Origin of the sequence: Pseudomonas sp. MH9.2, assembly GCF_034353875.1 — a bacterium.
GTDB lineage: Bacteria > Pseudomonadota > Gammaproteobacteria > Pseudomonadales > Pseudomonadaceae > Aquipseudomonas.
In genome coordinates, this window is sequence record NZ_CP133784.1 from 4,614,756 (window position 1) to 4,640,646 (window position 25,891).

Annotated in this window: 24 protein-coding genes; 16 read left to right on the top strand and 8 right to left on the bottom strand. The window is 58.7% G+C overall.

Going from position 1 to position 25,891, the window contains the following annotated elements:
* Positions 1-77: 77 nt before the first annotated feature.
* From prfB to RHM55_RS21285, 7 genes are all read left to right on the top strand, one after another.
* Positions 78-1,173, top strand: a protein-coding gene (gene prfB, locus RHM55_RS21255; RefSeq protein WP_322178184.1) for a peptide chain release factor 2 whose coding sequence is annotated in 2 segments (ribosomal slippage) — positions 78-149 and positions 151-1,173 — 1,095 coding nt in all. Because the reading frame shifts where the segments join, the coding sequence is not laid out codon by codon here.
* An 84-nt stretch (positions 1,174-1,257) separates the two neighbouring features.
* A complete protein-coding gene (lysS, locus tag RHM55_RS21260; RefSeq protein WP_219061188.1) occupies positions 1,258-2,760 on the top strand; it encodes a lysine--tRNA ligase in 1,503 nt (500 codons plus the stop codon).
* 184 nt (positions 2,761-2,944) lie between these two features.
* The gene (locus RHM55_RS21265) at positions 2,945-3,676 is read left to right on the top strand and encodes a TetR family transcriptional regulator (protein WP_322178185.1); all 732 of its coding nucleotides are present in this window, start codon (positions 2,945-2,947) and stop codon (positions 3,674-3,676) included.
* A 25-nt stretch (positions 3,677-3,701) separates the two neighbouring features.
* Positions 3,702-4,247: a hypothetical protein gene (locus RHM55_RS21270; RefSeq protein WP_322178186.1), complete on the top strand. Its 546-nt coding sequence runs from the start codon at positions 3,702-3,704 to the stop codon at positions 4,245-4,247.
* Between the two features lie 32 nt (positions 4,248-4,279).
* Positions 4,280-5,557, top strand: a complete 1,278-nt coding sequence (locus tag RHM55_RS21275) for a flavohemoglobin expression-modulating QEGLA motif protein (RefSeq protein WP_322178187.1) — start codon at positions 4,280-4,282, stop codon at positions 5,555-5,557.
* 44 nt (positions 5,558-5,601) lie between these two features.
* Positions 5,602-6,537, top strand: coding sequence for an alpha/beta hydrolase (locus RHM55_RS21280; RefSeq protein WP_322178188.1), 936 nt, complete (start codon positions 5,602-5,604; stop codon positions 6,535-6,537).
* Positions 6,534-6,863: a hypothetical protein gene (locus RHM55_RS21285; RefSeq protein ID WP_322178189.1), complete on the top strand. Its 330-nt coding sequence runs from the start codon at positions 6,534-6,536 to the stop codon at positions 6,861-6,863. Before RHM55_RS21280 ends, RHM55_RS21285 begins: the two co-directional genes overlap by 4 nt.
* 116 nt (positions 6,864-6,979) lie before the next feature.
* Here RHM55_RS21285 and RHM55_RS21290 read toward each other — a convergent pair whose 3' ends face one another.
* The 3 genes from RHM55_RS21290 to RHM55_RS21300 form a co-directional block, all read right to left on the bottom strand.
* Positions 6,980-7,765, bottom strand: a complete 786-nt coding sequence (locus tag RHM55_RS21290) for an OmpA family protein (RefSeq protein ID WP_322178190.1) — start codon at positions 7,763-7,765, stop codon at positions 6,980-6,982.
* A gap of 70 nt (positions 7,766-7,835) precedes the next feature.
* Positions 7,836-8,234 carry a DUF4398 domain-containing protein gene (locus RHM55_RS21295; RefSeq protein WP_322178191.1) on the bottom strand — a complete coding sequence of 133 codons (399 nt, stop codon included), beginning with the start codon at positions 8,232-8,234 and terminating at the stop codon, positions 7,836-7,838.
* A 299-nt stretch (positions 8,235-8,533) separates the two neighbouring features.
* Complete coding sequence (locus tag RHM55_RS21300) at positions 8,534-8,878, bottom strand: pilin assembly protein (RefSeq protein ID WP_322178192.1); 345 nt, start codon at positions 8,876-8,878, stop codon at positions 8,534-8,536.
* 249 nt (positions 8,879-9,127) lie between these two features.
* Here RHM55_RS21300 and ppc point away from each other — a divergent pair, with 249 nt between their 5' ends.
* The 6 genes from ppc to RHM55_RS21330 all read left to right on the top strand — a co-directional run bounded on the left by ppc (position 9,128) and on the right by RHM55_RS21330 (position 15,662).
* Complete coding sequence (gene ppc, locus RHM55_RS21305) at positions 9,128-11,764, top strand: phosphoenolpyruvate carboxylase (RefSeq protein ID WP_322178193.1); 2,637 nt, start codon at positions 9,128-9,130, stop codon at positions 11,762-11,764.
* Between the two features lie 285 nt (positions 11,765-12,049).
* A complete protein-coding gene (adk, locus tag RHM55_RS21310; protein ID WP_322178194.1) occupies positions 12,050-12,697 on the top strand; it encodes an adenylate kinase in 648 nt (215 codons plus the stop codon).
* Between the two features lie 86 nt (positions 12,698-12,783).
* Positions 12,784-13,464 (top strand): tRNA (adenosine(37)-N6)-threonylcarbamoyltransferase complex dimerization subunit type 1 TsaB, encoded by a 681-nt coding sequence (gene tsaB, locus RHM55_RS21315; protein ID WP_322178195.1) that lies wholly within the window; start codon positions 12,784-12,786, stop codon positions 13,462-13,464.
* A 151-nt stretch (positions 13,465-13,615) separates the two neighbouring features.
* Positions 13,616-13,918, top strand: coding sequence for a hypothetical protein (locus RHM55_RS21320; RefSeq protein ID WP_219061199.1), 303 nt, complete (start codon positions 13,616-13,618; stop codon positions 13,916-13,918).
* The gene (locus RHM55_RS21325) at positions 13,915-14,784 is read left to right on the top strand and encodes a DUF72 domain-containing protein (protein WP_322178196.1); all 870 of its coding nucleotides are present in this window, start codon (positions 13,915-13,917) and stop codon (positions 14,782-14,784) included. The genes RHM55_RS21320 and RHM55_RS21325 overlap by 4 nt, the downstream gene beginning before the upstream one ends.
* A gap of 47 nt (positions 14,785-14,831) precedes the next feature.
* Positions 14,832-15,662: an isocitrate lyase/phosphoenolpyruvate mutase family protein gene (locus RHM55_RS21330; protein WP_322178197.1), complete on the top strand. Its 831-nt coding sequence runs from the start codon at positions 14,832-14,834 to the stop codon at positions 15,660-15,662.
* Positions 15,663-15,677: 15 nt separating this feature from the next.
* On the opposite strand, the gene RHM55_RS21335 is transcribed toward RHM55_RS21330, so the two are convergent.
* On the bottom strand, positions 15,678-16,298 hold the full coding sequence (locus RHM55_RS21335; RefSeq protein ID WP_322178198.1) for an energy transducer TonB: 621 nt from the start codon (positions 16,296-16,298) through the stop codon (positions 15,678-15,680).
* Between the two features lie 98 nt (positions 16,299-16,396).
* Here RHM55_RS21335 and RHM55_RS21340 point away from each other — a divergent pair, with 98 nt between their 5' ends.
* A complete protein-coding gene (locus RHM55_RS21340; protein WP_322178199.1) occupies positions 16,397-17,179 on the top strand; it encodes a class I SAM-dependent methyltransferase in 783 nt (260 codons plus the stop codon).
* 57 nt (positions 17,180-17,236) lie between these two features.
* Here RHM55_RS21340 and RHM55_RS21345 read toward each other — a convergent pair whose 3' ends face one another.
* Positions 17,237-17,887: a TetR/AcrR family transcriptional regulator gene (locus tag RHM55_RS21345; protein WP_322178200.1), complete on the bottom strand. Its 651-nt coding sequence runs from the start codon at positions 17,885-17,887 to the stop codon at positions 17,237-17,239.
* A gap of 92 nt (positions 17,888-17,979) precedes the next feature.
* On the opposite strand from RHM55_RS21345, the gene RHM55_RS21350 reads away from it, so the two are divergent.
* Both RHM55_RS21350 and RHM55_RS21355 read left to right on the top strand, forming a co-directional pair.
* On the top strand, positions 17,980-19,080 hold the full coding sequence (locus RHM55_RS21350; RefSeq protein ID WP_322178201.1) for an efflux RND transporter periplasmic adaptor subunit: 1,101 nt from the start codon (positions 17,980-17,982) through the stop codon (positions 19,078-19,080).
* A gap of 6 nt (positions 19,081-19,086) precedes the next feature.
* The gene (locus tag RHM55_RS21355) at positions 19,087-22,161 is read left to right on the top strand and encodes an efflux RND transporter permease subunit (protein ID WP_322178202.1); all 3,075 of its coding nucleotides are present in this window, start codon (positions 19,087-19,089) and stop codon (positions 22,159-22,161) included.
* Here RHM55_RS21355 and RHM55_RS21360 read toward each other — a convergent pair whose 3' ends face one another.
* From RHM55_RS21360 to plsB, 3 genes are all read right to left on the bottom strand, one after another.
* Positions 22,162-22,851 (bottom strand): DUF4197 domain-containing protein, encoded by a 690-nt coding sequence (locus RHM55_RS21360; RefSeq protein WP_322178203.1) that lies wholly within the window; start codon positions 22,849-22,851, stop codon positions 22,162-22,164. It abuts the gene before it with no gap.
* Between the two features lie 70 nt (positions 22,852-22,921).
* A complete protein-coding gene (locus tag RHM55_RS21365) occupies positions 22,922-23,320 on the bottom strand; it encodes a YbaY family lipoprotein (protein ID WP_322178204.1) in 399 nt (132 codons plus the stop codon).
* A 62-nt stretch (positions 23,321-23,382) separates the two neighbouring features.
* Positions 23,383-25,875: a glycerol-3-phosphate 1-O-acyltransferase PlsB gene (gene plsB, locus RHM55_RS21370; RefSeq protein WP_322178205.1), complete on the bottom strand. Its 2,493-nt coding sequence runs from the start codon at positions 25,873-25,875 to the stop codon at positions 23,383-23,385.
* Positions 25,876-25,891 lie beyond the last annotated feature (16 nt).

Consider the following 25,891-nt stretch of genomic DNA (forward strand, 5'->3'; position numbering starts at 1 on the left):
CCAATGGACTGCCTTAGCGGTCGGTGGTGAGTTATACTCGTCGGCTTTCAAAAGTTCGCCTACGAGTGCTGCCCACCATGGAAATCAACCCGATCCTAAACAGCATCAAGGACCTGTCCGAGCGTTCTGAAACCATTCGGGGGTATCTTTGACTACGATCAAAAGCATGAGCGTCTGACTGAAGTCAATCGCGAGCTTGAAGATCCTGCTGTCTGGAACAACCCCGAGTACGCACAGAACCTGGGCCGCGAGCGTTCCTTGCTGGCGCAGATCGTCGACACCCTGGACGAAATGTCCTCTGGCCTGGTCGACGCCAAAGACCTGCTGTTGATGTCCGCCGAAGAAGAAGATCAGGCTGCCGTGGACGACGTGGCTGCTGAAGTCGAGCGCTTGCGCGAGTCGCTGGAGAAGCTGGAATTCCGTCGGATGTTCAGCGGCGAGATGGACGCCAACAACGCTTATCTGGATATTCAGGCCGGCTCTGGCGGTACAGAGGCTCAGGACTGGGCCAACATCCTGCTGCGCATGTACCTGCGCTGGGCGGATAAACGCGGTTTCGACGCCACCATCATGGAATTGTCCGCGGGTGAAGTCGCCGGGATCAAAGGCGCGACTCTGCACATCAAGGGTGAATACGCCTTTGGTTGGTTGCGCACCGAGATCGGTGTGCACCGCCTGGTGCGCAAGAGCCCGTTCGACTCGGGCAACCGTCGCCACACCTCGTTCTCGGCCGTGTTCGTGTCGCCGGAAATCGATGACAACATCGAAATCGACATCAACCCGTCGGACTTGCGAATCGACACCTACCGTTCCTCCGGTGCCGGTGGTCAGCACGTTAACACCACCGACTCGGCGGTACGGATTACGCACATACCGTCCAACACGGTGGTCTGCTGCCAGAACGAACGTTCCCAGCACGCGAACAAAGACACCGCGATGAAAATGTTGCGGGCACGCTTGTATGAGCAGGAAGTGCAGAAGCGCAATGCCGCTTCGCAGGCCCTGGAAGACACCAAGTCGGATATCGGCTGGGGTCATCAGATTCGCTCGTATGTGCTCGACCAGTCGCGGATCAAGGATCTGCGTACCGGTATCGAAAGAAGCGACTGCGTCAACGTGCTCGACGGCGATATCGATGAGTACCTTGTGGCCAGCCTCAAGCAAGGGCTGTAATCCCAAGCCCTGATACAGCAGCCCCGATTCAAGTCCCTCGTCCTGATGGCGAGGGCAACGAACCTGCGATGGAAAATTTAAGACATGAGCGACCAACAACTCGACCCGCAAGACCTGCAACAGGAAGAAAACAGCCTGATCGCCCTGCGCAAGGAAAAGCTTGCTGCCGAGCGCGCCAAGGGCCAGGCCTTCCCCAACGACTTCCGCCGCGACAGCTACTGCAATGATTTGCAGAAGCAGTATGTCGACAAGACCAAGGAAGAGCTGTTGGCTGCAGCGATTCCGGTCAAGGTCGCGGGTCGCCTCATGCTCAACCGTGGCTCGTTCATGGTGATTCAGGACATGACGGGTCGCATCCAGGTCTATGTCAACCGCAAGACGTTGCCAGAAGAAACCCTGGCGGCGGTCAAAACCTGGGACCTTGGTGACATCATCGCCGCCGAAGGCACCCTGGCGCGTTCCGGCAAGGGCGACCTGTATGTCGAAATGACCAACGTGCGGCTGCTGACCAAGTCCCTGCGCCCGCTGCCGGACAAGCACCATGGCCTGACCGATACCGAAACCCGCTATCGTCAGCGCTACGTTGACTTGATCGTCAACGAAGAAGTACGCCACACCTTCCGCGTTCGTTCGCAAGTCATTGCGCACATTCGCAGCTTCTTTATGCAGCGCGATTTCCTTGAAGTGGAAACGCCGATGTTGCAGACCATCCCGGGTGGTGCTGCGGCCAAGCCTTTCGAAACGCATCACAATGCACTCGACCTGGACATGTTCCTGCGTATCGCGCCAGAGCTGTTCCTCAAACGTCTGGTGGTGGGCGGGTTCGAGCGTGTATTCGAGATCAACCGCAACTTCCGTAACGAAGGCGTTTCGACTCGGCACAACCCCGAATTCACCATGCTTGAGTTCTATCAGGCATACGCTGATTACGAAGACAACATGGACCTCACCGAGGAGTTGTTCCGCGAGCTGGCACAGCTGGTTCTGAACAGTACCGACGTGCCTTATCAGGGCAAAGTGTTCCATTTCGGCGAACCGTTCCAGCGTATTTCGGTGTTCGCGTCGATCCTCAAGTACAACCCGGACATCACTGCGGCCGACCTTGAAGACATCGACAAGGCGCGTGCTATCGCCAAGAAAGCCGGTGCTGCCGTTAAAGGCTTCGAAGGTCTGGGCAAGTTGCAGACCATGATTTTCGAAGAGCTGGTCGAGCACCAACTGGAACAACCGACCTTCATCACCGAATACCCGTTCGAAGTGTCGCCGCTGGCACGTCGCAACAATAACAACCCGAACGTCACCGACCGCTTTGAGCTGTTCATCGGTGGCCGCGAAATCGCCAACGCCTACTCCGAGTTGAATGACGCGGAAGACCAGGCCGAGCGCTTCCAGGCTCAGGTTCGCGACAAGGATTCAGGGGACGATGAGGCCATGCATTACGATGCTGACTTCGTGCGTGCGCTGGAGTACGGCATGCCGCCAACGGCCGGTGAAGGTATCGGCATCGACCGGCTGGTGATGCTACTCACCGATGCACCGTCGATTCGTGACGTGATTCTGTTCCCGCACATGCGCCCACAAGCGTAAAAATGTGAAGAAGCCGCCTCGCAAGGGCGGCTTTTTTGTATTCGTCAGACAACCCGCGTGAAGCCATTCGCAGCGGGACGCGTAATGGCAAGCTTGCTCCCACAGTAGACCGCAGTATCTCTGTAGGAGCGGACGTGTCCGCGAAGGCGTCCGTCCAGGCTACAACCAAAAAGGAAAACCTGTTGTGAACCGTGCGATCGCTCAAAAGGGGGCTGCTGGCGTTGCCACAGCCGTAGCGCAGAGTGTTCAGTATCAAGGTCGCAAGGCCATTCGACAGGGCAGTGAGCAGCGCCGACAGGAGATCCTCGACGCGGTCATGCGCATTGTCGTTCGCGATGGCGTGCGAGCCGTGCGTCATCGTGCGGTGGCCGCCGAAGCCAGCGTGCCCCTGTCAGCCACGACCTATTACTTCAAAGACATCGATGACCTGCTCACCGATGCTTTTGCCCAATACGTCGAGCGCAGCGCGGCCTACATGGCCAAGCTGTGGGAAAACACCGAAGTGATCCTGCGTGAAATGGTTGCCCGAAGCGATGGCAGCCCTGGCGCTCGAGCCCGCCTGGCCGATGAAATCGCCCTGATGACCATGGAGTACGTGCGTCGCCAATTGATGACGCGCCGCGAGCATCTGATCGCCGAGCACGCCTTCCACCATGAGGCCTTGCTCAACCCGAGACTGGCCCTGCTGGTCAGTGCACATCAGGAGATTTTGCTGCAAGGTACAGGTCAATTCTTCCAGGTGATGGGGTCTTCGCAACCGCATCAGGATGCACAAGTGTTGACGGGGATAATCAGCCGGATGGAATATCAGGGCCTGCTCCACGGCCCGCAGCCTCACGCAGACGAAGAAATGCTCGGCATCCTCACCCGCCACCTGCATCTGGTGTTGGGGACCACGACACCTGTTTGCGAGTGAATATGCGTATGTTCAGGAAAACCCGATGAAAGCTTGGCGCGTGGCCATTGCCTTGTCGTTCGTGTTATTGAGCGGCTGCCTGGTGACCTTCAAGGACCCGATACCCGCCAACGATGCGGCACCCAAAGCCATGCTTGGCAAATGGGCCAGCAAAAACGCCTGGGGTGAAGCGCTCGAACTTGAAGTCACGCGCACGGGCGTCCATCAGTACCAGGCCGTCAGCTACCGCACGGGTGATCGCAAACACCGCGATGAATACGCATTCACCGTGTCTCGGCATGGCAGTCGCTGGTACCTGTCGGCGGGTTTGCCGCAGAAATACGGTGCTAATTTCGTCATTGCAGGTTTCGAGTTGACCGAAAACCATGAACTGGTGGTCTACAACCTCGATGTCGATCGGGTCAATCAGCTGATCGAACAGAAAACCCTGGCTGGCGAAACGCTGGAAACCGAGAAGGGCGATGGCGTGCTGATCACCAGCCCTCTCGATCAGGTATTTGCCTATCTCGACGATCCGGCCAACTCCGATGTTTTTCTCGAAGTGGCGCGGTATCAGCGCTTGCCCAAGTAGGGCGACACGCCTAACCAAACAAGGAGTTCAGGGTGGACGATTACCAGCAGATTATTCGTGCCTTGTCAGACCGCATTGTCGTGGCTCAGACACCGATTCGTGTCCTTGACGCGGTGAAGTGGGACGACAGTATTCGCAAAGGTTTTCTCGAGGCCAAGGGCAAGAAAATGCCCGCCGTGGATCGCGCTTATTATGACAACCGGCCACTGGCGTTCGACTCCAACGCGGTGAAGCTGGAATTCCAGAACATCGAGCGTGACATCACCCGCCAGTTGGGTCAGTTCAACCCGGTCGGGCAGATCATGCGGCGCATGTGCAAGGAGTACCGGATGGTCATCCGTATGCTTGAAGCGCGTGGCACAGCGGATTTCGGCCTGATTTCCCAAGAGCTTTATGGCGCTGCGTCGGATGCCTTCCATGCGGGCGACCCGACGCTCGCGGATCTGGGCCTGATGCTCTCCGATTACCTGAATAATATCGCCGGGCGCGGGGACCTTAAGGACGAGCCGAAAACGCTCACCGCCAAAGATGCGGTGAGTATGCTGCAAACCCGTTTGAACAAGGTGTTTGGTGAAGCGGAGGAGACCATTCGTGTGTTCGAATCCGATGGCATCGTCGCCGACGCGGCGGCCGGTGCCGATTACATCAAGATCCGCTCCGATGCGATGTTTAACGAGCGAGACGTGCGGGCGCTGGAAGTGCACGAAGGGCTGGTGCATGTCGGCACGACCCTCAATGGCCAGAATCAGCCGATCTGCACGTTCCTGTCCAAGGGGCCGCCGTCGTCCACGGTGACCCAGGAAGGCCTGGCGATTCTGATGGAAGTGATTGCTTTCGCCTCATACCCAAGCCGCTTGCGTAAGCTGACTAACCGCACTCGCGCCATCCACATGGCCGAGGAGGGCGCTGATTTCTTGCAGGTTTTCGAGTTCTATCGTGAGCAAGGCTTTGGCATGTCCGAAAGCTACGGCAACGCTAGTCGCGTATTCCGTGGTTCGGTGCCCGATGGTCTGCCATTTACGAAAGACTTGTCCTACCTCAAGGGCTTCATCATGGTTTACAACTACATTCAGTTGGCCGTGCGCAAAGGCAAGCTTGAGCAGATACCGTTGTTATTCTGTGGCAAAACCACCCTGGAAGACATGCGCGCCTTGCGCCAGTTGGTCGATGAAGGGTTGGTGACGCCGCCGAAATACCTGCCTGAACAGTTCCGGGACATGAACGCCTTGTCCGCATGGATGTGCTTCTCCAACTTCCTCAACCATTTGAGCCTGGACCGGATTGAGGCTGACTACTCGAACATCCTGTAGGCCTCATGGCGAGCAAGTCAACCACATCAAAAGGGAATTGAAGCGTGAAGTTATTGGGCATCCTCACATTGCTCCTGACCCTCACCGGCTGCAGTTCCTTACTGTTCTACCCTGAGCCGGGCCAGCCGTTTACTCCTGATAGAGCCCACCTGGCCTATCGCGACGTGACCCTGACGGCGGCTGACGGTACCCGGTTGCATGGCTGGTGGCTGCCGGCCAAGGCCGGGGTTCCGGTCAAGGGCACGGTGCTGCACTTGCATGGCAATGGCGGCAATCTGGCCTGGCACCTGGGTGGCAGTTGGTGGCTGCCGGAGGAGGGCTATCAGGTGCTGCTGCTGGACTACCGCGGTTACGGCATGTCGCAAGGCGAGCCGAGCCTGCAGGGGATCTATCAGGATGTCGACGCCGCGTTTTCCTGGTTGAACCGCGCGCCCGAGGTGCAAGGCAAGCCTCTGGTGGTGCTCGGGCAAAGTCTCGGTGGTGCGATAGCGGTGCACTATCTGGCTGAACATCCGCAACAGCGCGCTCGGGTCAAGGCGCTGATACTTGACGGAACACCGGCCAGCTACCGCGATGTTGCCCGGTATACCCTCAGCACCTCATGGTTGACCTGGCCGTTGCAAACACCGCTGTCGTGGCTGATTCCTGACGCAGACAGCGCGATCAGGGGCCTGCCACTGCTGAGCGGAACGCCGCTGCTGATTTTCCAGAGCCTGGATGATTCGATGGTGCCCCTTTCCAACGGCATCAGTCTGTATCAAGCTGCGCCCCCTCCACGAGTCCTGCAGTTGACGCGTGGCGGGCATGTGCAGACATTCTCTGACCCTACGTGGCGTCAGGTGATGGTGCGCTACCTAGAGGATCCGCAGCACTTCAATGGCCTGCGGCGTCTAGCCGAAGTTCCGAATTACCCCAGCCACTCGGGTGCGCTGCGTGCACAACAGAATTCAGAAATTGAACATTCAGAGAGTCCGCAATGAGCGAAGAACGTAACGCAATTCCCATGGTCATCACCGGTATCTGCACCATTCTGGGCACTGTCGGTGTCCTCTGGTACTACGGCTACCTGCATTTCGCCAAGCCTGAGGACGCGCTGTTGCTCAGCGAGTTCACCATGCTCAAGACCATCCCCGGGGAGGATTACAAAATTGCTCTGGAGCCTGCTGCCGAAGTGGCGCAGTGCATTGACGGCGTTCTGGTGCTGTTCAACACCGAGCAGAAAGGCCTAAGCGGCGTGCTGATCAACAGTAAGAAACAAGCTGTGCGCTGCGCTGGCGAAGAAACACCGCAGCAGTTGCAGCCATAACGCCGTCGCCCGACCGACACGTACAGATCGAGCTTTACCGCTGAATCGGGTAAGGCACTAAAAAGCCCCGCCTGCGGAATGAACGCAGGCAGGGCTTTTTAGGTTACGTCAGTCGATTAATGCATCGAAGAACGCGGAGCTACAGGCTGGTTATCGTTGGAAATGGTGACTTCCACACGCCGGTTCTGTGCGCGACCCGAGTTGCTGGTGTTATCGGCAACCGGGTATTCCTTGCCATAACCCTGGGCCACGATGCGCTCAGGGCTGACACCCATTTTCACCAGAGCCATTCTTACCGAATTGGCACGGCGCTCGGACAAAGACTGGTTATACGCCGCCGAACCGCTGCTGTCGGTGTAGCCTTCGACAATCACTTTGCGGTCCGGATTTTCCTGAAGGAATTGGACAAGCTTGTTGATGTCGACCAGACCGCTGGATTTCAAATCAGCCTTGTTGAAGTCGAACAGCACATCGCCGAATGTCACCACGGTCCCGCGCTCGGTTTGCTTCGCGTTCAGGCTGGCTTGCAGTTGCTTGATCTGGGCATCGCGCGCATCCAGACGCGCTTGGGCACGTTGTCCGGCAGCGTTTTTCAGATCGCCTTCGGCGGTGCGCAGGTTAATGGTTTGCTTGGCGACTTCGACCCGCTGATTGGTCAGGTAAGCCAGTTGATCGACCCTCTTCTGGTCTTCTTTGCTCTGGTAGGCCTTGTCAGCCTTATCCAGCCAATCGCTGGCGTCCTTGGTTTCCAGCGCAGCCACTTTGCTGGCTTGCGGGTTGGCTTGCAGGGCCGAGAAGTTGGTCCGTGCTTGCTCAAGATTCACGTTTGGCTGTGAAGAGCAGGCTGCCAGGCCAACGCTGAGCGCCAGAAGGGCAGGGATCATCAGTTGTTTATGCGTCATTTTTTTCGTCCTTTAAATCAATTGCGAAGCACGTGATTACGAATGCACGAGGGAGTGGGCGAGGCCGCGCTTATTGCGAGGTACGCATGCCTTCCTCTCGTAATTCATCAACGCCTTGATGGGCATCCTTGACCGCTCTCTCGGCTTTAGCCGCTTGAGCCTTGCGTTCAGCTACGCGGGCGTCCCATTCAGCCTGTTCGGCCAAACGTTTGGCTTCGTCGTATTTTTTGTCGTGCATGGCCATTTCTGCTTGCTTGAGCTTGTCCTGCGCCGATTTCATTTCCACGGCGGCAAACTCGGGTCCGCCAGCACTTACGGCGCTGTTCACGGCCGATTGAGTCACGGCGTACTGCTCGGTCGGTGGATTGCCAGCACAACCGGCCAGTACCAAGCTGCTGCCGAGGGCCAGCGCAGCAAGTTTCAACCCGCGCAGGTTGCTAAACGAGGTGTAGGCAGTGCTGATCTTCATGGTGTTCAACTCCATTGGGTAACTCCTGAGAACGCTTGATTTTCCATGACAGTCATGTGCCTGACGCGTGTGCAATAACAGTGTCCATGCCAACTGCTACCAGGGCTTTTCCTGTGATGGCTATTGGCTGTGACCTATTCGTTTTTTGAATAGTTCAGTCAGGTTTTTAAATGGATGATGTTTTTGGATCCATTCTGCGGAGGCTCTAGCGTGAGACTCATGGGGGCGCGCGCAGGCACGCCGGCCGCAAAAGGCAGCCGGTATGTGAGGGTCAGGAAGGGATGGGAGCTATGTTTCGATCAGTGATTTTGCGTGTCGGCCTGTTCGGTCAGATCATGCAGATAACGTCGCGACAGCGCGAGAAAGCGCGGGGTAGGACCAATGTCTTCGTAGAGTGGATCACCCTCTTCATCGGTGGCCACGACATGGTTGCCTTTCACGTAGGGGAAGCTGGTTTCGAGCTCTTCGAGTGCAGCACCAATCAGTTCGCCGAGCAACTCTTCGGGAAGGCGTTTGGGGTACATCTCGGAAATAGCAGCCAAGCGAGCGGCTGATTCGACGTCCAAATGAATCGCATAGCCGGTATTGGTCAGGCGTCCCTTTGCATTCTGTTCCCAGTGTTGTGCGAGTTCACGGATTTTCATATGGACCTCAGGGTTATTAACCCACTTGTGGCGGGTGCAATCGGGGCAGTAAGCCGTTGTGTGGCTCATTCTTGAGATTAGCTCTATCTGCGTAGAATGTTAGCCACAGAACAACAGCATACGGTTGCGCGCTTGTCAGAGCTTGCTGCTCTGTGCACTCTTGCTAGATCAGATTTTTGCGCGCTTGTTCAGTCTGATTTCTGTCACGACTGAGCAGTACCGGTCCAGAAACGCTGGAGAGAAGGGCTTATGGCTGATATCGATGTACGTTTGCGTGAGGACGTTCACCTGTTGGGTGAGCTGTTGGGCAACACCATTCGTGAGCAACACGGGGCTGAATTTCTCGACAAGATCGAGCGTATCCGCAAGGCGGCCAAAGCCGGGCGCCGTGATTCGGCGGCGGGCACCGAGCAGCTGAGTTCAAGCCTGGACGAGCTGAGTGAGGATGAACTTTTGCCGGTGGCAAGGGCGTTCAACCAGTTTTTGAACCTGGCCAATATTGCCGAGCAATATCAACTTATCCACAGGCGCGATGATTCCCAGCCTCAGCCCTTTGAATCCCGCGTACTGCCTGAATTGCTTGAGCGTCTGAAAAAAGCCGGGCATAGCCCCGAGGCCTTGGCTCGACAGTTGGGCAAGCTGGAAATCGAGCTGGTGTTGACCGCTCACCCGACCGAAGTCGCACGACGGACGCTGATTCAAAAGTACGACGCCATCGCCGAGCAGCTGGCGGCGCTTGATCATCGCGACCTGAATGCCGCCGAGCGCGAACAAATCACAGTGCGCTTGCAGCGATTGATCGCCGAAGGCTGGTACACCGAAGAAATTCGCCGCACACGCCCGACCCCCATCGATGAGGCGAAGTGGGGCTTTGCGGTGATTGAGCGCTCGCTGTGGCATGCCATCCCCCATTACTTGCGCAAGGCAGATCGTGCTTTGCATGCCGCGACCGGGCTGCACTTGCCGCTGGAGGCCGCACCGATCCGTTTTGCCTCGTGGATGGGCGGTGATCGCGACGGCAACCCGAATGTCACCGCAGCGGTCACCCGCGAAGTCTTGCTGCTGGCGCGCTGGATGGCTGCGGACCTTTACCTGCGTGACATCGAACAACTGGCCTCTGAACTCTCTATGCAGCAGGCCAGCGCCGAGTTACGCGCGGCGGCGGGTGATAGCGCCGAACCCTACCGAACCGTGCTCAAGCAACTGCGTGATCGCCTGCGAGCGACCCGTAACTGGGCGCAATCTTCCCTGGCCGTCACGCAGCCGGCGCCCGATAACATTCTGCAGAACAACCGTGATCTGCTAGAGCCGCTGCAACTGTGTTTTCAGTCGCTGCACGCGTGCGGCATGGGCGTGATTGCCGACGGTCCATTACTGGACTGCCTGCGGCGCGCCGTCACGTTCGGTCTGTTTCTGGTGCGTCTGGATGTGCGCCAGGACGCCAGTCGCCACAGCGCGGCAATGACTGAAATCACCGACTATCTGGGCCTCGGTCGTTACGAGGAATGGGATGAAGAAACCCGCATCGCCTTCCTCCTGCGCGAACTGAACAACCGGCGGCCGCTGTTGCCGAGTCACTTCAAACCGGCTGCCGATACCGCCGAGGTCCTAGCCACGTGCCGGGAAGTGGCGGCGGCACCGGCAGCCTCATTGGGCTCCTACGTGATCTCGATGGCGGGCTCGGCCTCCGATGTGTTGGCGGTCCAACTGCTGCTCAAAGAGGCCGGGCTGCAACGGCCGATGCGTGTGGCGCCGTTGTTCGAAACCCTGGCCGACCTGGATAACGCGGGTCCGGCGATCCAGCACCTGCTCAGCCTGCCGGGCTATCGCTCGCGCCTGCATGGCCCGCAGGAAGTGATGATCGGGTATTCCGACTCGGCCAAGGATGCCGGCACTACGGCGGCTGCCTGGGCGCAATACCGGGCGCAGGAAAACCTGGTGGAGATCTGCCGCGAGCAACAGGTCGAATTGCTCTTGTTCCATGGTCGCGGCGGTACCGTCGGGCGTGGGGGTGGTCCTGCGCATGCGGCGATTCTGTCGCAACCGCCGGGGTCGGTGGCCGGGCGTTTCCGCACCACTGAGCAGGGCGAGATGATTCGCTTCAAGTTCGGCTTGCCGGACATTGCCGAGCAAAACCTCAACCTGTACCTGGCGGCGGTGCTCGAAGCGACCTTGCAGCCACCGCCCATGCCAGAGCCTGCGTGGCGGCAGATGATGGATCACTTGTCGGCTGACGGCGTCAGCGCATACCGCGCGGTGGTGCGCGAGAACCCTGAGTTCGTTGAGTATTTCCGCCAGGCAACCCCTGAGCAGGAATTAGGCCGCTTGCCGTTGGGCAGTCGCCCGGCCAAGCGCCGCGAAGGTGGGGTGGAGAGTCTGCGTGCGATCCCATGGATCTTCGCCTGGACCCAGACCCGCCTGATGCTGCCCGCCTGGCTCGGCTGGGAAGCGGCGCTGAGTAAGGCGCTGGAGCGTGGCGAGAGCGACCTGTTGGCTCAGATGCGTGAGCAGTGGCCTTTTTTTCGTACCCGAATCGATATGTTGGAGATGGTCCTGGCCAAAGCCGACAGCGATATTGCCCGAATGTATGACGAACGGTTGGTGGAGGCCCGTCTGCAACATTTAGGCGCGCACTTGCGCGACCTATTGTCGCAGGCGTGCACCACGGTCCTGGGACTCACGGGCCAATCTCGCCTACTTGCACATAGCCCTGAAACGCTGGAGTTCATTAGTCTGCGCAACACGTATCTGGACCCGCTGCATTTGCTTCAGGCCGAGCTTCTGGCCCGCTCGCGCAAGCGAGAGGCGACTTTGGACAGTCCTTTGGAACAGGCGTTACTGGTGTCTGTGGCGGGCATCGCTGCCGGATTGCGCAACACAGGTTGAGGGTGTCGGGCGCTACCCGGGGTGGGCGGCGCCTGTCATAAAGTGGCAAGATAGTGACCTTTGGCGACGCATCCTTATAAGGTTGCACCCCGTCGCAACTTTTGGCGGGGGTACTTTTGGGTGCCGGTACGCCACGAGTTGCTGCGACTTTTGGTAGCTTGTGTGGGGATAGTCTGCTGTGTATCTTGATCAGCCTTTAGCCAATCTTCGGCTGAATCCCTTTTTTGAGATTGGCCCCATGAGGCGAGTCTGACAATATCCATATAAAAATTGAGGAGCACATCGATGCGCGTGATTCTGCTGGGAGCTCCCGGGGCCGGTAAAGGTACTCAGGCACAATTCATCACCGAAAAATTTGGTATCCCGCAAATTTCCACTGGCGACATGCTGCGCGCGGCAGTCAAGGCCGGTACCGAATTAGGCTTGAAAGCCAAGAGCGTCATGGACAGCGGCGGTCTGGTCTCCGATGACCTGATCATCGGCCTGATCAAGGACCGTATTGCTCAGCCTGACTGCGTCAATGGCGTCCTGTTTGATGGCTTTCCACGCACCATTCCCCAGGCAGAAGCCTTGGTAGAAGCTGGCGTGGAGATCGACAACGTGGTCGAAATCGCAGTCGATGACGAAGAAATCGTCAAGCGTATTTCCGGTCGTCGTGTTCACGAAGGCTCCGGGCGCGTTTATCACCTGATCTACAACCCGCCAAAGGTTGAAGGCATGGACGACGTTACCGGCGAACCTCTGATTCAGCGCAAGGACGACGTCGAAGCGACCGTGCGTCATCGTCTGGAGGTCTACCACGCTCAAACCAAACCGCTGGTGGCCTTCTACCAGAAGCTCAGCGCTGCGAATGGCAAGCCCAAGTGCAGCCATATCGAGGGCGTTGGTTCAGTTGAAGGCATTACCGCCAAGGTGCTGGCTGCTTTGAGCTGATAGCGCTTTTGGGAATGAACTACGGCCCGCTTGCGGGCCGTAGTTGTTTATACTGTTGCACTTTTTTGATCATGACGGAAACACCGATGACCACCTTGCTGGCCCTGGATACCGCCACTGAAGCCTGCTCTGTCGCCTTGCTGCACGATGGCAAGGTGTGGAGTCACTACGAGGTGATTCCGCGCCTGCACGCCCAGCGCCTGTTGCCGATGATCAAGGATCTGCTGGCCGAGGCGGGAATTGCCCTGTCCGCCATCGACGCCATTGCCTTCGGCCGTGGTCCCGGCGCGTTTACCGGTGTGCGGATCGCGATTGGTGTCGTTCAGGGGTTGGCTTTCGCCCTGGAGCGCCCAGTGTTACCGGTGTCGAACCTGGCGGTACTGGCGCAACGCGCTTTCCGTGAACACGGTGCCCGACAGGTCGCTGCCGCCATCGATGCGCGCATGGATGAAGTGTATTGGGGCTGCTACCGTGAAACAGCGGGTGAAATGCGTCTGGTCGGTGCCGAAGCAGTGTTGCCGCCGGAACACGCCGGTTTACCTGTCGATTCGACGGGCGACTGGTTTGGCGCAGGGACTGGCTGGGGCTACGCTGATCGGATCGCGGTCAAGCTGGCAGGGCAGGATGCTGGAATGCTGCCCCATGCGCAGGATTTGCTGACGCTGGCCACCTTCGCCTGGCAGCGCGGTGAAGCTATTGTGGCCGATGACGCGCAACCGATTTACCTGCGTGACAAAGTGGCGACACCCAAAGCTCGACCACTCTGAGTTCCTATGTCACCTGTAACTGATGCAAATGCGACACTTTATCGGCGTTTTAGAACCTTTTGAGCAATATGTGGTCTAGTAATCGTTCGGATATTTGCCAAGTATCGTCCGTGCAGCTAGATTGCCATTATCAAAAGCCGAGTACGCATCAATGCGCATAGACGGACCCTCATCACGCTCCTACCCCATAAAGCGCAAGCCTCGCAAAGGCACTGCGACGGTTGAGGGTTCCTTCGAAGAAGTGGACAGCGAGATCGAAGTTCCGTCCAAAGTGCCTGCCAAGTCGTCCCGCGCACAAGCTTCAGCCACGAGCAACGTCCCGGCTCGCCAGCAAGACATGATATTCCCCCGTTCCGTCAGCAATCGCGTCGCCTATGCGCTGGCCAGTTATCTCACCACGGCCAGCTTTGTCGATTGGGATCTGGAAGTGTTGGGCCTCGATCTTCACGTTTGAATTCTCACCCACTTCCGTATTACCTCGGTTGCCCGTCCTGGAGTGAAAACGCCTGGCGTGAGTCGCTGTACCCCGAAAGTGCCCGGCCCAACGATTTTCTGGCTCTGTACGCGCAGGTGTTCAACGCCGTTGAAGGCAATACCACGTTTTATGCGCGGCCCTCGCCGGTCATTGTTCAACGCTGGGCGCAAAGCCTGCCTGAAACCTTTCGCTTCACCGCCAAATTTCATCGCGACATCAGCCACGGCGGCGACCTGCGTCAACAGCTGCATGCCGCTGAGGACTTCATCCAGCTGCTCGCACCGCTGGGCCAAAGGGTCGCGCCCCTGTGGCTGCAGTTGCCCGCCAGCTTCGGGCCAGCGCGTCTGGCTGAGTTGGTCAGCTTTATCGATGCTATTGAGCGACCGCTCGCGGTCGAGGTCCGTCACTTGGCATTTTTTGCCAAGGGCGATGAAGAGCGGATGCTCAATCGATTACTGCTGGACCGGGGTGTGGAGCGTATTTGCCTCGATCCCCGTGCGCTATTCAGCTGTGTATCGACCGATCCCGCCGTGCTGCATGCGCAATCGAAAAAGCCCAAAGTCCCTCCACGCCCTGCTGCCCTGACACAATTCCCTCAGGTGCGCTTTATCGGCCATCCATTGCTCCAGGCCAACGACCCGTTTCTTGTGCCGTGGGTGGAGAAAGTAGCGGGCTGGATTGAAGAAGGGCGCACGCCATATGTGTTCCTGCACACCCCCGACAACCTCCAGGCGCCAGACCTTGCTCGGCGTTTTCACCAGCAATTGATGGCTCGTCTGCCGGGATTACCGCCACTGGCGACGTTGCAAAGAGAGCCCGTCGCGCAGCAACTTGGCTTGCTGTAAGGTCGACAGTTTCGACTATAAACCGTCAGTCTCCAAGGAGTGTGCAAATGGATTCGCAGTTACTTCGCGCCCAACGTTTCAAGTCCTTGCATGAACGAGAGGGGGCTTTTGTCATCCCCAATCCCTGGGATGCTGGCTCGGCCAAGTTGCTCGCTTCGCTGGGTTTCGAGGCGTTAGCCACGACCAGTGCGGGTCTTGCATTCACACTGGGGCGTGCCGACGCAGAAGGTGCGGTCAGCCGGCAGGAGACCATGGATAATGTCGCCGCAATCGTCAACGCCACGGCATTGCCAGTGGCCGCGGACTTGGAAAACTGCTTCTCTGACAGCCCCGAAGGCTGCGCTGATACGATTCTGAAAGCCGCTGCATTAGGTATCGTTGGCGGCTCGATTGAAGATGCCAGTGGTCATGCCGACAACCCGATCTACGCCTTCGAATTGTCAGTGGAACGGGTCAAAGCTGCCGTTGCCGCAGCGCGCAGCTTACCTTTCCCCTTCATGCTAACCGCCCGTGCCGAGAACCTGCTGCACGGCCGTCTGAACTTCGCGGATACCTTACGCCGTATTGAAGCCTACGCCGAGGCGGGTGCGGACGTACTATTCGCGCCGGGGCTGCGTACGCGCGACGAAGTCATCGCTGTAGTACGCGCCGTAGCGCCAAGGCCGGTTAACGTAATAATGGGGCTGAGCGGTGTGACGCTCTCGGTTGCTGATTTGAGCGCTTGCGGGGTCAAGCGGATCAGCGTGGGCTCATCTTTGGCAAGGGCTGCCTTGGGCGGCTTTTATCGCGCGGCTCAAGAAATCAGTCAGCAAGGCACCTTCACTTATGGCCAACAGGCGTTGCCGTTCGCTCAATTGAATACACTGTTCAGCGCGTAGTGTTCGACGCGGTGGTTACGCAGCCATGCGCAGGTTTTGCAGAATAATAGGCCGAGCCCAGCCGTTCTCGTAATCCAGATGACGTTGCTGAGCAGTGATGGTCTCTGGCTCGAGGGGCAGGGCGGGCTTGTCTGCCAGGTCCCATTCGAGTTCGGCGATGGGCAAGTGCAACGGACGCGGTTGGGGGCCGAGGCCAGGGTGTGTATCCGCCTGAGGAGGGTTGAGCACCAGTGGGCGGACCCAGCCACTTTCGAAATTCAGCTGCCGCTGCTGCGCGATCATGTCTGCGACAGTGAACGGTTCGGCCGGCTTGTCCAGCAGGTCGAGTTCAAACTCGGCAATGGGCAGGTGCAGATGTTCTGGGGGGGTACGCTGTACGTCGGCAACCGCGCAGTCGCGCTGATCGACGATCTGCCCAAGGGTGTCAGTGCCACTCAGCGGTTCGCCGCTGGCGTTTGCTGCAAGGGTGCTGAACTCAGTCGAAACCTCGGTGTTATCGCCGATTTGCTCGGCCATCGCACGGGCAAACGCATCCTGCCAGAGCTGGGTAACGCCGCCCAAGGCTCGGGAATTGCGGAGGCTGTAGTCGCCTGCGTGCGACAAATAGCCTATCGGTGAGGGTTGAATATCAGACATAGCGCTCAGTTGACCGTCCGGCTCTGGCAAAATGCCGGATACTCCTGTTATCGGCCAATGTTGCCGATCATTAACAAATTAGTTGAGCGTATGGGCACATGAGTGAGCAACACACGGGCAGCCGCATCCGGGTTGAAACCCTGACAAGCAACGGACACGCGCAGGCGCTGGACTGGGCACAACGTCTCGGCCTGCCGTTAGAGGACGTCGAAGCAGAATTCGCCCTGCAAGTGACGGACGATGGTTTGCAGCTACAGCAACTAGGCGCCGACTCTTCGGGCCCGGTGCGAGTGGATTTTGTCGAAGGGGCTGTGGCTCATCGACGCTTGTTCGGTGGTGGCAGTGGGCAAATGATCGCCAAAGCGGTCGGCATCCAGCCCGGCGTTCGCCCTCGAGTGCTGGATGCGACAGCGGGGTTAGGCAAGGACGCGTTCGTGCTGGCAAGCCTAGGGTGCAACGTGAGCCTGATCGAGCGTCAGCCGATCATCGCCGCCTTGCTTGAAGATGGCCTGGCCCGTGGCCTGCGGGATCGTGAAGTGGGGCAGATCATCGCCCAGATGCGTCTGTTGACCGGCAACTCCATCGACTTGATCCGCGCCTGGGAGGGCGAACCACCGCAAGTGATCTACCTTGACCCGATGTTTCCTCATCGAGAAAAAACCGCGTTGGTGAAAAAGGAAATGCGCCTGTTCCGGCCGTTGGTGGGCGATGACATGGATGCGCCAGCGCTGCTGGAAGCTGCACTGGCGCTCGCCACTCACCGGGTCGTGGTCAAACGCCCACGCAAGGCGCCGTGCATCGACGGGCCAAAGCCGAGTTATGCGCTGGATGGAAAGTCCAGCCGCTACGACATCTACCCGAAGAAGGCGCTGAAGGGCTGATATCGCCTTAGCTGCCTTCGGTAGTCCGCAGGAGCTGCTGAAGGCTACAAATGATCGTCAGGGCCGATAAGCCCGCATAAACAAGCTCACGACTTCCTGAACATGCGCTTCAGCGTCGTGCTCGTCCGGCAGGTCGCCGCAGCCGATCAGCAGGCGAAAATTGCATGCGCCCTTGAGCAGGCACAGAAAGTGCTCGGCAGCGAGGTTTGGTTTGTCGATGCTCAGGCTCCCGGCTTTGTCGATCTGGGTCAGAAAGCGCTCCATCTCCAGCAGAATTCGCTGGGGGCCGGCCTCGAAAAAAATCTGCGATAGCTTAGGGTCCTGGCTGCCCGGTGCGACCATCAATCGATGCAGCGCCAACGAGTCAGGACTGTTGATCAACGCGTAAAAGCCCCGACCAATCTTCAACAGCAGTGCCTCTACAGGCATGCCATGGGGTATTTCGAAAAACAGCTCGGGCAGTTGCTCCTCACAGCGCGCCACCACCGCAGCGGAAAATAACGTCTCTTTATCGGTGAAATGGTTGTAAACCGTCAGCTTGGAAACCCCGGCTTCTGCGGCCACGGCATCCATACTGGTACTGGCGTAACCGTTGCGCACGAACAGGTTTTTCGCGGCGTTAAGAATGGCTTGGCGCTTTGCCAAGTCCTTTGGGCGGCCGGGGCCCGAAGCGCTTAATGGGGGACGGAGTAATGAATTGTCAGGCATCGTCGTTTTAATAGTGGACTGGTGAGTTTGGTATTTCTTACTATACGCTTGAGTACAATAATTAAAGCATCCTTTGCCAAAGGTCCATCACCATGTTTCGCGATGCCTTGTCCTTTACCCTGCCGATCAGCCTGGTGTTTTTACTGGCTGCCTGTGGTCATGAAGAACCTGTTCTGCCCACCGTGCGCCCGGCCATGGTCGTTCAGCCGCAGCCTTCAGCGCAGTCGATGGACAGCTATCCCGGTGAAGTCCGCGCCCGGTTCGAGCCGGAATTGGCGTTTCGTATCGCCGGCAAGGTGACCAGGCGTCTGGTAGAAGAGGGCGCGAGGGTCAAGGCCAATCAGCCGCTGGCCGAGCTGGACCCGCAGGATGTGCGCCTGCAGCTGGAAGCGACCCGCGCTCAGGTGACTGCCGCTGAAGCCAATTTGCAATTGGTCCGCTCTGAGCGTGATCGCTACAAAACGTTGATGGATCGGCAACTGGTCAGTCGGTCTCAGTTCGACAATGCCGAGAACCTGTTTCGCGCCGGTGAGGCTCGGCTCAAGCAGATCAAGGCCGAATTCAATGTCGCTGATAATCAGGCCGGCTACGCGGTGCTGCGCGCGCCACAAGACGGTGTGATCGCTCGGCGTCTGGTCGAAGTCGGGCAAGTCGTGGCGGCGGGGCAGACCATGTTTACCCTGGCGGCCGACGGCGAACGCGAAGTCCTGATCAGTCTGCCAGAGCAAAATTTCGGGCGTTTCAAAACCGGTCAGGCAGTCACTGTCGAGTTGTGGACGCAACCCGGTCAACGTTTTCCTGGCCGCATCCGTGAGTTGTCGCCTTCTGCCGATCCACGTTCCCGTACCTTCGCCACCCGCATCGCTTTTGCCGAGGGCAAAGTGCCCGCCGAGTTGGGACAGAGCGCCCGCGTATTTATCCAGACCGAACACACTGTCGCCCTGTCGGTACCGTTGTCAGCGCTGACTGCCGAGAACGGCGTCAACTACGTGTGGCGGGTCGATGCCGATAACACACTCAAGCGCGTTCCGGTGCGAATCGCTGCCTACGGTCAGGACAGCGTGCCCGTTCTCGAAGGCCTCAAAGCTACGGATTGGGTGGTGGCAGCCGGTGTCCATGTGCTGCACGAGGGCGAGCAGGTACGGCCGGTGGATCGCGGTAATCGAGAAGTGAAACTGGCGGCGAAGGAGTAGGCACGGATGCGTTTCAATCTTTCCGAGTGGGCACTGCGCAACCGCCAGATTGTCCTGTTTCTGATGTTACTGCTGGCGATTGTTGGCGCGGTTTCCTACACCAAGCTTGGTCAGAGTGAAGATCCGCCATTTACCTTCAAAGCGATGGTCATCCGCACCAACTGGCCCGGCGCGAGTGCCGAGGAAGTTGCGCTGCAGGTGACCGACCGCATTGAGAAGAAGCTGATGGAGACCGGCGAGTACGAGCGCATTGTCTCGTTCTCACGGTCCGGTGAGTCCCAAGTGACGTTCATGGCGCGTGACTCCATGCACTCGGCGCAGATTCCCGATCTCTGGTATCAGGTCCGCAAAAAAATCAGCGACATCCGTCACACCTTGCCACAGGGTATACAGGGGCCATTTTTCAACGATGAGTTCGGCACTACGTTCGGCAATATCTATGCGCTGACGGGCAAAGGTTTTGACTACGCGGTGCTCAAGGACTACGCCGACCGCGTGCAGATACAGCTGCAGCGGGTCAAAGACGTGGGCAAGATCGAACTGTTGGGGTTGCAGGACGAAAAAATCTGGATCGAGCTGTCGAACGTGAAGCTGGCGACCCTTGGGCTGCGCTTGCAGACGGTGCAGCAAGTTCTTGAAGAGCAGAACGCGGTGTCGGCAGCGGGTTTTTTCGAGACCCCCAGTGAGCGCATTCAGTTACGGGTAACCGGTCGCTTCCAGTCGGTGGACGAGATCAAGAATTTCCCGATTCGAGTGGGCGATCGTACGTTCCGCATCAGCGACGTGGCCGAGGTTTTTCGCGGCTTCAACGACCCGCCTGCGCCGCGCATGCGTTATATGGGTGAAGACGCCATCGGCCTGGCCGTGGCGATGAAAGACGGTGGCGACATTCTGGTACTGGGGCGTGCCCTTGAGACCGAATTTGCCCGGGTGCAGAAAAACCTCCCTGCGGGCATGCAGCTGAGCAAAGTGTCGGACCAGCCAGCAGCGGTGAAAACCGGGGTCGGCGAGTTTGTGCAGGTGCTGGCTGAGGCGTTGGGCATCGTGCTGCTGGTGAGTTTTTTCTCCCTGGGCATGCGCACCGGGATGGTTGTCGCCCTGGCGATTCCGTTGGTGCTGGCGATGACCTTCGCCTGCATGTACTACCTGGGGATTGGCTTGCACAAGATTTCCCTCGGCGCGCTGGTGCTGGCGTTGGGCTTGTTGGTGGACGACGCGATCATCGCGGTGGAGATGATGGCGATCAAGATGGAGCAGGGTTACGACCGGCTCAAGGCTGCCAGTTTCGCTTGGACCAGCACCGCTTTTCCGATGCTCACCGGCACGCTGATTACGGCGGCGGGCTTCTTGCCGATTGCCACGGCGCAATCAGGCACCGGGGAATACACCCGTTCGATCTTCCAGGTGGTGACCATCGCCTTGTTGGCGTCCTGGGTTGCAGCAGTGGTATTTGTGCCCTATCTGGGCGAGCGGCTGTTGCCGGACCTGGCGAAGATCCACGCTGCCAAACATGGCGCGGGGGCACCCGACCCTTACGGTACGCCCTTCTATCAACGCGTGCGGCGCATGGTGGGTTGGTGTGTACGGCGGCGTAAAACGGTGCTGGTACTCACCATTGGCCTGTTCGTGCTCTCGGTGGTGATGTTCCGTTTCGTGCCGCAGCAGTTTTTTCCGGCGTCGGGGCGACTGGAGCTGATGGTCGATTTGAAGCTGGCCGAAGGCGCGTCGTTGAGCAACACGGCTGAGCAGGTCAACCGGCTGGAGCAGATGCTCAAGGATCATCCGGGCATTGATAACTACGTGGCCTACGTCGGCACTGGTTCGCCACGGTTCTACCTGCCGCTGGATCAACAGTTGCCCGCCGCCAGTTTCGCGCAGTTTGTGGTGCTGGCAAAAACCATCGAAGACCGGGAAGTTCTGCGCACCTGGCTGATCAAAAACCTCAACGAGCAATTTCCGACCCTGCGCTCTCGGGTGACTCGCCTGGAGAACGGGCCGCCGGTGGGATACCCGGTGCAGTTCCGCGTGACCGGTGAACACATCGAGGAAGTCCGCGCTCTGGCGCGTAAAGTCGCGGTCAAGGTTGGCGAGAATCCACACGTGGCGAACGTCCATCTGGACTGGGAGGAGCCGAGCAAGGTTGTGAACCTCAACGTGGATCAGGATCGGGCGCGGGCGCTAGGGGTGAGCACTGCCGATCTGTCGAGATTTCTGCAAAGTTCGTTGACCGGTTCCAGCGTCAGCCAATACCGCGAAGAGGACGAGCTCATCGAGATTCTGTTGCGGGGCACCCCTCATGAGCGCAAGGATCTCGCCTCGCTGCCGAGCCTGGCGATCCCCACCAGCAACGGCACCAGCGTCGCCTTGTCGCAGATCGCGACCCTGGAGTACGGCTTCGAAGAGGGCATCATTTGGCACCGCAACCGCCTGCCGAACGTGACCATCCGCGCCGATATCTATGGCAAGGAACAACCTGCGACCCTGGTCCAGCAGATCCTGCCGACACTGGACGGCGTGCGTGCCGAGTTACCGGACGGCTATTTGCTGGAAGTCGGGGGCACAGTCGAAGACTCGGCGCGGGGACAGAACTCGGTCAAGGCCGGTGTGCCGTTGTTTATCGTGGTGGTCCTGACCTTGTTGATGCTGCAATTGCGCAGTTTCTCACGCACCGCCATGGTCTTTCTCACCGCACCGCTGGGTTTGATTGGCGTGACTTTGTTTCTGATTGTCTTTCACCAGCCGTTCGGTTTCGTCGCAATGCTCGGCACCATCGCCTTGTCGGGGATGATCATGCGTAACTCGGTGATTCTGGTGGACCAGATCGAACAGGACATCGCCGCCGGGCTGGATCAATGGCAAGCGATCATCGAAGCCACCGTACGGCGTTTCCGGCCCATCGTCCTCACGGCACTGGCGGCCGTGCTGGCGATGATCCCGCTGTCACGTAGCGTGTTTTTCGGCCCGATGGCCGTGGCGATCATGGGCGGTCTGATCGTTGCGACCGCACTGACCCTGTTATTCCTGCCTGCGCTGTATGCAGCGTGGTTCAGGGTGAAGAAAGTGGAGCTGCAGGCGCGTTGATTACAGCGCGCCAAACACCTTTTTCGCCAGACTGGTCGCGGCGCCTGCCGGGTTTTGGCGGAGGGCGGCTTCTTGTTTGCCGATCATTTCGAACAGGCCATTGAGGGCCTTTTCGGTCACGTAACCTTCGATGTTGGCGTCTTTGGTGTCGACGACGCCCAGGCTGGCGGCCTGGGCGGCGAACGCGTTGTATTTTTGTGCGACACCCACTTTATCGGTGGCGTGTTTGACGATGGGCAGGAATTTGACGCGGATCTGTTCGCGGCTGGTCTTGCTCAGGTATTGGGTGGCTGAATCGTTGCCGCCACTGAGGATGCTCTTGGCATCCTCCACGCTCATCTTCTTCACGGCATCGACCAGCAGCGCCTGGGCTTGCGGTACAGCGGCTTCGGCGGCCTGGTTCATGGCGGTCTCCAATTCATCGACCTGCGCGCCCATGCCGAACTGCTTCATCTTCTTCGCAACCTTGCCGAGACTGCCCGGCAACTCAATGCGCACATCCTTGTTATTGCTGAAACCGCCTGGCGTGCCCAGCTGCTTGACGGCAATCTGCGCGCCTTGGGTCAACGCATCCTTGAGACCGCCAGTGGCGTCCGACTGGGACAGGTCGCTCAGGGACAGGGCAAACACGCTGGTCGACAGCAGCAGGCCTGCGCACAGGCCAGCGAAGGTGACGGAAGGGCGGAGCATGGCAGCATCCTTTTCAAAGGGATCGGATTGATAAAAGGGTGGCGCGGGTTTACAGGCCCGCGCCAAGGGATCACTGAACAGAATCCAGGCGAATGCGCAGCGGCTTCTGATCCTGGCCATCCAACTGTACGACATACTGCGCGGTAGTGATAAACAAGAGTTTACCCTCCAGTTCAATGCGCGCGCTGACCGAATAACGGTGGCCCTGCTGTACGTGTTTCGGATCGTATTCCAGGCTGAAAGGCAAAGGCACCTGGCCTTTGATCGGGCCACTTTGTCTGGCCAGCACGACCACCGGAGCATCGGCCTTGGACACGTCGTGTAGGCTGACATTCAAGATCGCCGTGGGCGGCAGGGCGATGCGTTGCAGGTAAAAAACTTCCCCGTCGAGGCTGGCTTGAGAGGATGGCTGCGAGATACTGCACGCGCCGAGCAGGCTGGTCAGAAGGATAAGTGCCAGGTTTTTCATTGGAATCTCCTTATCGATGGCGTCAGAAGAAGCCCCACGCCATCGACAGGAATTTAAAGGATTTAGCTGGCAGGGTCAGCCTCTGTTACATCTTCGCTGCGATGCAGGGCCACTTGGCGGATCGACAAACGGATCTCGGCGGGCAAAACCCGCTTGGCCGCGCCTTCCGCCAACTCGCCCAGAAGCTCGTGGTAGCTTAGCTTGCCCGCAGGGTCTTTGTGCAGGACGCCGAGGTCGAGCAAGGTCTGGATGAAGTGGCGGAACAGGCTTTTGTCGAAGAACTCCGGTGCGTTGAGGCCATGCAAAATCGACAGCCGCTGAGCCATGACCGTGCACAAGTCTTCCAGTTCTTCGGCGCTGATACTGTTCTGGCCACTGTTGAGCAGCAATGAAATCGCCATATAGAAGCGTTGCAGCGTCTGGGCAATGACCCGTGACAGCAGGGTCAGCAGGACGAAGTGACGCGAACTCGGGGCCGGGCGCAGGTAGACGTTATTTTCAAAGCGCAACAGGCCTTGCTCGACGAAGGCTTCGAGCCACTGGTCGATCACCGCATCCAGCTCCTCCAGCGGCCAGCGAATGAACAGCTCTGATTGCAGGTACGGGTACAGTGCCCGGGCATAGCGCAGGATCTGTTCACGGCTCATCCGCGACGAACTCTGGAAGAAACTCGCCAGCAGCGAGGGCAGGGCCACGATGTGCAAGACGTTGTTGCGGTAGTAGGTCATCAAGACCGCGTTCTGCTCATCCAAGTAGAGGATTTTGCCTAACGCATCCTTTTGCTCGGACAACAGGTTCATGCCCTTTACGTACTCGATCAAGGCCTTGCCGTCACCTTCGGGCAGCGTGGTGTGTGGCGAGTAAGGCACCCGACGCAGCAGGGTCAGGTACAGGTCGAGAATCCGCGCCATGGCTTGATCGTCCAGCGCCAGCTTATTGGTGGACAGCAAGGCCAGCGCCACCAGATTGACCGGGTTGATCGCGGCCGCTTCGTTCAGCCCTTGAGCCACGCGCTCGCCGAGGCGCTGAGTAGTCTCGTTCAGCCAGCCGGGGCGGTACTGCGGCCCCAGCGCTTGCTCGCGCCAATTCGGTTGTTCGTGATCGAGGAACTCAGCCAGTTTGATTGGCTCGCCGAAGTTGACCGACACCTGGCCGAAGCGCTGCTTGAGTGCGCCAATCACTTTGAAAATATCGAAGATCGACTCTTTCTTTTTAGCCGCACCGCGCAGCTCGCCCAGGTAGGTGCGGCCTTCGAGCACGCGTTCGTAACCGATGTACACCGGAACGAAAACGATCGGCATCCGTGAGTTGCGCAAAAAGCTGCGCAAGGTGATCGCCAGCATGCCGGTTTTGGGTTGCAGCATGCGCCCGGTACGCGAGCGGCCACCTTCGACGAAGTACTCGACCGGGAAGCCCTTGGTGAACAGCGTATGCAGGTATTCATTGAAGACGGCGCTGTACAGCGGGTTGCCCTTGAACGTACGACGCATGAAAAAGGCGCCGCCGCGACGCAGCAGGCCGCCGATCACTGGCATGTTCAGGTTAATGCCCGCGGCGACGTGGGGCGGTGTCAGGCCATTTCGAAACAGCAGGTAGGACAGCAGCAGATAATCGATATGGCTGCGGTGGCACGGGACATAGATCACTTCGTGACCCTGGGCGACATCCTGCACGCCTTCGATGTGACTGACCTTGATGCCGTCGTAAATCTTGTTCCAGAACCAGCTCAGCACCACTTCGAGAAAGCGGATCGCCGAGTAGGTGTAGTCCGAAGCGATTTCGTTGCCATAGCGCAGGGCATTTGCCTGGGCTTTGCTCTCGGGGATGTTCTCGCGCTTGGCCTCTTCGAGGATGGCCTGCTTGACCAGCGGCTCGTCCAGCAGCCCCTTGACCAGATTGCGGCGGTGCGACAGGTCGGGGCCGATGACGGCGGTTTTCAGATTGCGAAAGTGCACCCGCAGAATGCGCTGGGTCATTCGCAGGGTGCGTTCGTGGCCCTTGTTCTCTTGGACCAGTTCGCGCAGATGGATCGGTGCGGAAAATTGCACGCGGGTCTTGCGGCCCAGAATCAGAATGCTGACCAACCGGCGCAAGCGCCCAGTCACCGCCCAGCTGTCTGCGAACAATAGCTTCCAGGGGCTCGACTCACTGTCAGGCGACTGACCCCAGAACACACTGACCGGGATGATCTGTGCATCTTCGGAGGCGTTCTGGCTGATGGCACTGACCAGCCGCTCCAGGGTGGGCGGTGCGCCGCGTTTGTCCTGGCGGCCCAGCCAGTCGGGCTCGGGTGTCAGGTAGAAGAATGCCGCGGGCTCCAGCAGGTTTCCCACGGCTACCGGCAGAATCGGTCGCGGCAGCCCGGCTTTGCGGCACTCGGTATCGACCACCGCGAGGTCGCTTAATGAGGGTGATTGCAGGGCGTAGAACACCGGGCGGCTGCGGTCGAGGTTGAGGGTAAAGGACGACTGGTTGATGGTTTCCGAGCGAACCCAGAGGTACAACAGTCGGCGCAGGGTGCCAAACACAAGACGGCGGAACGGGGAGCGGGTCATACGGCTTCTGCTGAAT